5 protein-coding genes are annotated in these 5602 nt (G+C 64.3%); all 5 read right to left on the bottom strand.

All coding sequences use genetic code 11. From position 1 onward, the window contains the following. Positions 1 to 166 precede the first annotated feature (166 nt). Positions 167 to 1957 (bottom strand): succinate dehydrogenase flavoprotein subunit, encoded by a 1791-nt coding sequence (gene sdhA / locus AC5JJ6_RS39230; RefSeq protein WP_496047241.1) that lies wholly within the window; start codon positions 1955 to 1957, stop codon positions 167 to 169. Between the two features lie 7 nt (positions 1958 to 1964). Beyond that, the gene (gene sdhD / locus AC5JJ6_RS39225; RefSeq protein ID WP_496047240.1) at positions 1965 to 2366 is read right to left on the bottom strand and encodes a succinate dehydrogenase, hydrophobic membrane anchor protein; all 402 of its coding nucleotides are present in this window, start codon (positions 2364 to 2366) and stop codon (positions 1965 to 1967) included. Positions 2367 to 2375: 9 nt separating this feature from the next. After that, positions 2376 to 2762 carry a succinate dehydrogenase, cytochrome b556 subunit gene (sdhC, locus tag AC5JJ6_RS39220; protein WP_496047239.1) on the bottom strand — a complete coding sequence of 129 codons (387 nt, stop codon included), beginning with the start codon at positions 2760 to 2762 and terminating at the stop codon, positions 2376 to 2378. Between the two features lie 522 nt (positions 2763 to 3284). Continuing rightward, on the bottom strand, positions 3285 to 3476 hold the full coding sequence (locus AC5JJ6_RS39215) for a hypothetical protein (RefSeq protein ID WP_496047238.1): 192 nt from the start codon (positions 3474 to 3476) through the stop codon (positions 3285 to 3287). 252 nt (positions 3477 to 3728) lie between these two features. After that, positions 3729 to 5602 (bottom strand): xanthine dehydrogenase family protein molybdopterin-binding subunit (locus tag AC5JJ6_RS39210; protein ID WP_496047237.1); only part of this gene is annotated, 1874 nt, incomplete at its 5' end.

Below are 5602 nucleotides of genomic sequence, written 5' to 3'. Positions count from 1 at the left end.
CGCCCTTGGCTATCGAGACCTTCTTGCCCGGCGTGATCCGCGAATTGCGGGGTAGCGCGAACTCAACCATCGTACCAAATCCTCGAAAACCTCGCCCGCCTCACGCCGCGGGCCGGGGCCGGAGCGGGTATAAGCCGCTCCGGCTTTTCTGTTATGGCTCGTGTGATCAGTAAACGCGTGCCTTCGGCGGGAAGGGCTGGACCTCGTTGGTCAGCGTGTAGAGGTGGACAGGACGGAACTCGAAAGTCGTCTTGCCGCTCTCGTCGATGCTGGTCACCGTATGCTTCATCCAGTTCTCGTCGTCACGGTCCGGATAATCCTCGCGGGCATGGCCCCCGCGGCTTTCCGTCCGGTTGGCCGCCGAATTCATCGTGACAACAGCCTGATACATCAGATTGTCCAGCTCGATGGCTTCGACAAGGTCCGAGTTCCAGACCATCGTACGGTCGGTGACGCTCACATGCGGACGCTTCTTCCAAGCTTCCTGCATGAGCTGCACGCCCTCTTCCAGGACCTCGCCGGTGCGGAACACTGCGCAGTTGTTCTGCATGTTGCGCTGCATCTCGGCGCGCAGATCGGCGACGCGGACCTCGCCCTTGGCATGCCGCAGCCGGTCGAGACGTTCCAGCGCCAGATCGGCGCCGCCCTTGGGCGTCGGCTTGTGCGAGGAGCCCTTGTCGATGATTTCGGCGGCCCGGATCGCGGCGGCGCGGCCGAACACGACCAGGTCGAGCAGCGAGTTGGAGCCCAGGCGGTTGGCGCCGTGGACCGACACGCAGGCGGCCTCGCCGATCGCCATCAATCCCGGAACCACCTGATCGGGGTTGTCCGGGGTCGGACGGACGACTTCGCAGCGGTAGTTGGTCGGAATGCCGCCCATGTTGTAGTGGACGGTCGGCAGGACCGGGATCGGCTCCTTGGCGACGTCGACATCCGCGAAGATCTTGGCCGTCTCGGCGATGCCGGGCAGGCGTTCGTGGATGATCGAGGGGTCAAGGTGCTCGAGGTGAAGGTGGATGTGGTCCTTGTGGGTACCGACGCCCCGGCCTTCACGGATCTCGATCGTCATGGAACGGCTGACGACGTCGCGGGACGCAAGGTCCTTGGCCGACGGCGCATAGCGCTCCATGAAGCGCTCGCCGGTCGAGTTTGTCAGATACCCGCCCTCGCCGCGTACGCCCTCGGTGATCAGGCAGCCCGAACCGTAGATGCCGGTCGGGTGGAACTGCACGAACTCCATGTCCTGGAGCGGCAGGCCGGCGCGCAGGATCATGGCGTTGCCGTCGCCGGTGCAGGTATGGGCGGACGTGCAGGAGAAGTAGGCGCGGCCGTAGCCGCCGGTCGCCAGCACCACCAGATGGGCGTTGAACCGGTGGATCGTGCCGTCGTCCAGGTTCCAGGCCATGACGCCGCGGCAGACGCCGTCCTCGTCCATGATCAGGTCGAGCGCGAAGTACTCGACGAAGAACTCCGCCTCGTGCTTCAGCGACTGCTGATACAGGGTGTGCAGGATGGCGTGGCCGGTACGGTCGGCGGCGGCGCAGGTGCGGTACGCGCGGCCTTCACCGTACTTGGTGGTCATGCCGCCGAAGGCGCGCTGGTAGATCTTGCCTTCCGGGGTCCGCGAGAACGGCACGCCGTAGTGCTCGAGCTCGATGATGGCGGGCATCGCCTCCCGGCACATGTACTCGATCGCGTCCTGGTCGCCCAGCCAGTCCGACCCCTTGACGGTGTCGTACATGTGCCAGCGCCAGTCGTCCTCGCCCATGTTGCCGAGCGCCGCGCTGATGCCGCCCTGCGCCGCGACCGTGTGGCTGCGGGTGGGGAACACCTTGGTGATGCAAGCGGTCTTCAAGCCCTTTTCCGCCATGCCGAAGGTGGCCCGCAGGCCGGCTCCGCCGGCGCCCACGACGACGACGTCGTAGGTGTGGTCGATAATCTGATAGGCGGTCGCCATCGCTGCCTCAGCCTCCGAATGCAATCTTGAGAATGGCGAAAATTCCGGCGACCGCGAGAGCGAAGCACAGGAACTTGGCAGCGATAATCGTTGCCATCTTCACCAGTTCGTTATGAACATAGTCTTCCAGAACGACTTGGATACCGGAGGCGGTGTGCTGAAACGTCACACCGACGAACAGGATCGCCATAACGGCCGAAAAGGGCGAGCTTAGCCACTCGACCGCCGCCGCGTGTCCGTCGCCGACGATGCTCAAGGCACCGAAGACGAACCACAGGGTCAGCGGGATCAGGGCCAGGGAAGACAGCCGTGACAGCCACCAATGGTGGGAACCGGCCTTGGCGGAGCCGAGGCCGCGGACGCGGCCGAGCTGGGTGCGCAGGCCGGGATTAGAACTGGTATTTGCCATTGGTATTCCTCACCACACGATCAGGGCTACGATCCAGGTCAGGATCGTGAGACCGACCGATGCGCCCACGACGATCCAGCCACCGAGATACACCTGCGGGAGTTCCAGGCCATAGCCGACATCCCAGACAAGGTGCCGGATACCGGCGCAGAAGTGGAACCACAGGGCGTAAGTCCAGGCGAACAGGAACAGAAGGCCGAAGAACGACCCCAGGAACCCGGCAGCCCGCGCGTAGCTCTCCGGCCCGCCGGAGGCGGCGAGCAGCCACCAGACCAGCACGATGGCCCCCACCGACAGAACGATACCGGTAATGCGGTGAGAGATGGACAGAACGGTGGTGATCTGTGGTCGGTAAATTTGCAGATGGGGTGAAAGCGGCCGACTGCCGTTCGACATATCTGACATCCTCGCTTGGGCTGCCGCACTGCGACGAGCGCGGCTCGTGCGAAAACCCGGATTTTTGTTTTGCGGGCTTGATTTACGCCGATGGGGGACCCGAGTCAACGGCACCCGCCCAGGTTTGCGGCAGTGCGGCATTGCAATGCAGCATGGGGGAGGGGCTGCCGGAGGCTTGCTACCGTTGAATAATCGTCACGACGGCAAGCAGATGTCGAGCGGGAAAAGACTTGGGCAAGTATCCCATATCTTTTGGGGCAGTGGCGGTGTTGTGCTGGCGGTTCGATGACCGCAAGTTCTGCCTTGGGAAACGTGCCTTATCGCGTGTTAGTCCCGGAAGGACAAAGGCAGGCGGCAGGCTAGACAGAAGCAACCGCTTCAAGGGAAAGAAATATTACATCATTATGGCGGAAATAGGTACGCGCCTGTCCATGAGCGGTATTATTGCCTTTTAGACCCGCGACCATTTGCGGCAGCCACCGCCGGTCAAGCTGGATCCGCGCCGGACGGGCGCCGCCGCCTTCAGTGGCAGGTGCCGAAGCGCTGGCCGTTCGTCACGATATCCTGGTTGAAGCCTTCGGCAACCTTGTCGTCGCCATCGGAGGCAAGACATAGCGTGATGTTGATGGCAGCAAGGATGATGCTGTCGATCTGGTCGGGTTGACGGTTGTAACGCTTGATCGCCTGGAGGGCGCGGGTCATGGACGCGGCCATAACACAATTCTCCATCGGGACAGTAAGCGGGCCAAGTGCCTGATACGGTCAGTCTGACCGACGCCGGCGTTTCCGGCTGTGGAGCCCGCCACTAAGCGCCCGGTATGTTGCTGCTTTTTTATAGGCCCGCAAAAATTAACCATAGGTGAACAACGGGGATGATCGTCGCGGCTACCACTTCTTCGAGAAAGGGCCGGGTTCTGCGAAAAAGCACCGGGCGGGGAGCGCCGGACACTCCCCGCCGACGGCTCCTCAGCCCTTTGCCAGGATCGTATCCGGCAGGATCGGCAGATCGCGCACGCGTATGCCCGTGGCGTTGAAGACGGCGTTGGCGACGGCCGCCGCCGCACCGGTCAGCGGCAGTTCGCCCAGGCCGCGAGCGCCCAGCGGGCCGAAATGCGGGTCCGGCTCGTCGATGAACGACACCCGGATGCCGTGGACATCCGCGTTCACCGGGAAATGGTAGTCGGCAAGGTTGGGCGTCATGACCCGGCCGAAATATGGATCGAACGCCGTCGCCTCCATCAGCGCCATGCCGATGCCCTGGATGATGCCGCCATGGACCTGGCTGCGGGCGGTCTTTTCGTTGATGATCCGACCGACATCGTAGATGCCCAGGAATCGGTGGACGCGGATGCGGCCCAACGCCGCATCGACCCTCACCTCCGCGAACTGTGCGCCGAAGGACTGCCAGGAGAAGCCGTTGGGCTGGCTGCCGGGGATCGTTACCGTCTCCTCGCCCGGCATGCCGGCTTTACGGAACGCCAGCAGCTTGTTGCAGGCTGCGATCACGGCGGGACCGACGCTCGCGACCGTCTGCGATCCGCCGGCGCACGGGCCGGGCGGCAGGAAGGTGTCGGCCAGCCGGCAGCTCACCTTCGACACCGGCAGGTCCAGCTCGTTCGCGGCGAACTGGCAGAGGATCGTGTAGGTGCCGGTGCCGAGGTCATGGCTGGCGACCTCGATCTCGGCCCTGCCGTCGGCGGTCAGGCTGACCTTGACGCTGGAAGACGTATTCTGCGCCGGATACGTGGCACTCGCCATACCGTAGCCGATCAGCCAGCGCCCGTTCCGCCGGCTCGCCGGCTTCTTCGGGCGGTCCTTCCAGCCGAACTCCTCGGCGCTCCTGACGTAGCACTCTTCCAGGTGCTTGGACGACCAGCGCTGGCGGTTGTTGGTGCGCGGGTCGCGCTCGGCATAGTTCAGCCGGCGGAGTTCCATCGGATCGGCGCCGGTCGCGAACGCCAGCTCGTCCATCGCCGACTCCAGCGCGAACAATCCGGGCGTCTCGCCGGGGCCACGCATCGGGGTAGGCGTGCCGGTATTCATGCGCGCCAGATCGAACCCGGTCTGGAGACTGGAGCACCTGTAGAGCAACTGGGTGGAGAGCACGACCGGCTCGATATACTCGAACACCTTGGACGTGTAGGTGCCGCACAGATGGCGCGTCGCCTTCAGCCGCCCGCGCCGGTCCGACCCTAGCGTCACGGTCTGGGTGGTGGATGGCCGGTGACCGTTCAGGCTGTACATCTGGCGGCGCGACAGCACCAGCTTGACCGGACACCCGAGTTCGCGGGCGGCGGCGGCCGTCAGCGCCGAGAAGGCCCAGGCATAACCCTTGGAGCCGAACCCTCCCCCCAGGAAGGGCGACAGCACCCGCACCGTAACCTTGGACTGGTCGATGCCCAGCATTCGGGCGATCGAGTTGCGGCTGTTGACGACCCACTGGCTCGTTTCGTGAAGCGTCAGGGAACTGCCGTCGCCGGACCAATCCGCGACCGACGCATGCGGTTCCAGCGGGTTATGGTGCTGGACCGGCGTCGTGTAGGTCCGGTCGATCCGGACCGGCGATTTCGTCAGGGCCTTGTCGACATCGCCGCGCTCGTACTGAAGCGGCTGACCCAGCGCCGTAGCCGGCTGGGTGGCGTCCGGCTTCTTCAGGGCTGCGGTAAGATCGACCATCGGGCGGCAGGACTGATAGCTGGTCTCGACCAGATCGGCGGCGTGGATCGCGCGCTCCAGCGTATCGGCGACGACCAGACCGATGATCTGGCCGTCATAGTAGATCTCGTCGTCCTGAAGCGGCATCCAGTCCTCGCCGGACTGGCAGGCGTCGTCATAGTCGT

The organism is Skermanella sp. (genome assembly GCF_059503625.1).
The sequence above is the reverse complement of the archived record's forward strand: the minus strand, read 5'-3'. Positions and strand labels throughout refer to the sequence as shown.

Bases quoted from the DNA above. Each gene is read 5' to 3' on its own strand.
- sdhA (WP_496047241.1), bottom strand. From the start codon at position 1,957: ATGGCGACCGCCTATCAGATTATCGACCACACCTACGACGTCGTCGTC.
- sdhD (WP_496047240.1), bottom strand. From the start codon at position 2,366: ATGGCAAATACCAGTTCTAATCCCGGCCTGCGCACCCAGCTCGGCCGC.
- sdhC (WP_496047239.1), bottom strand. From the start codon at position 2,762: ATGTCGAACGGCAGTCGGCCGCTTTCACCCCATCTGCAAATTTACCGA.
- AC5JJ6_RS39215 (WP_496047238.1), bottom strand. From the start codon at position 3,476: ATGGCCGCGTCCATGACCCGCGCCCTCCAGGCGATCAAGCGTTACAAC.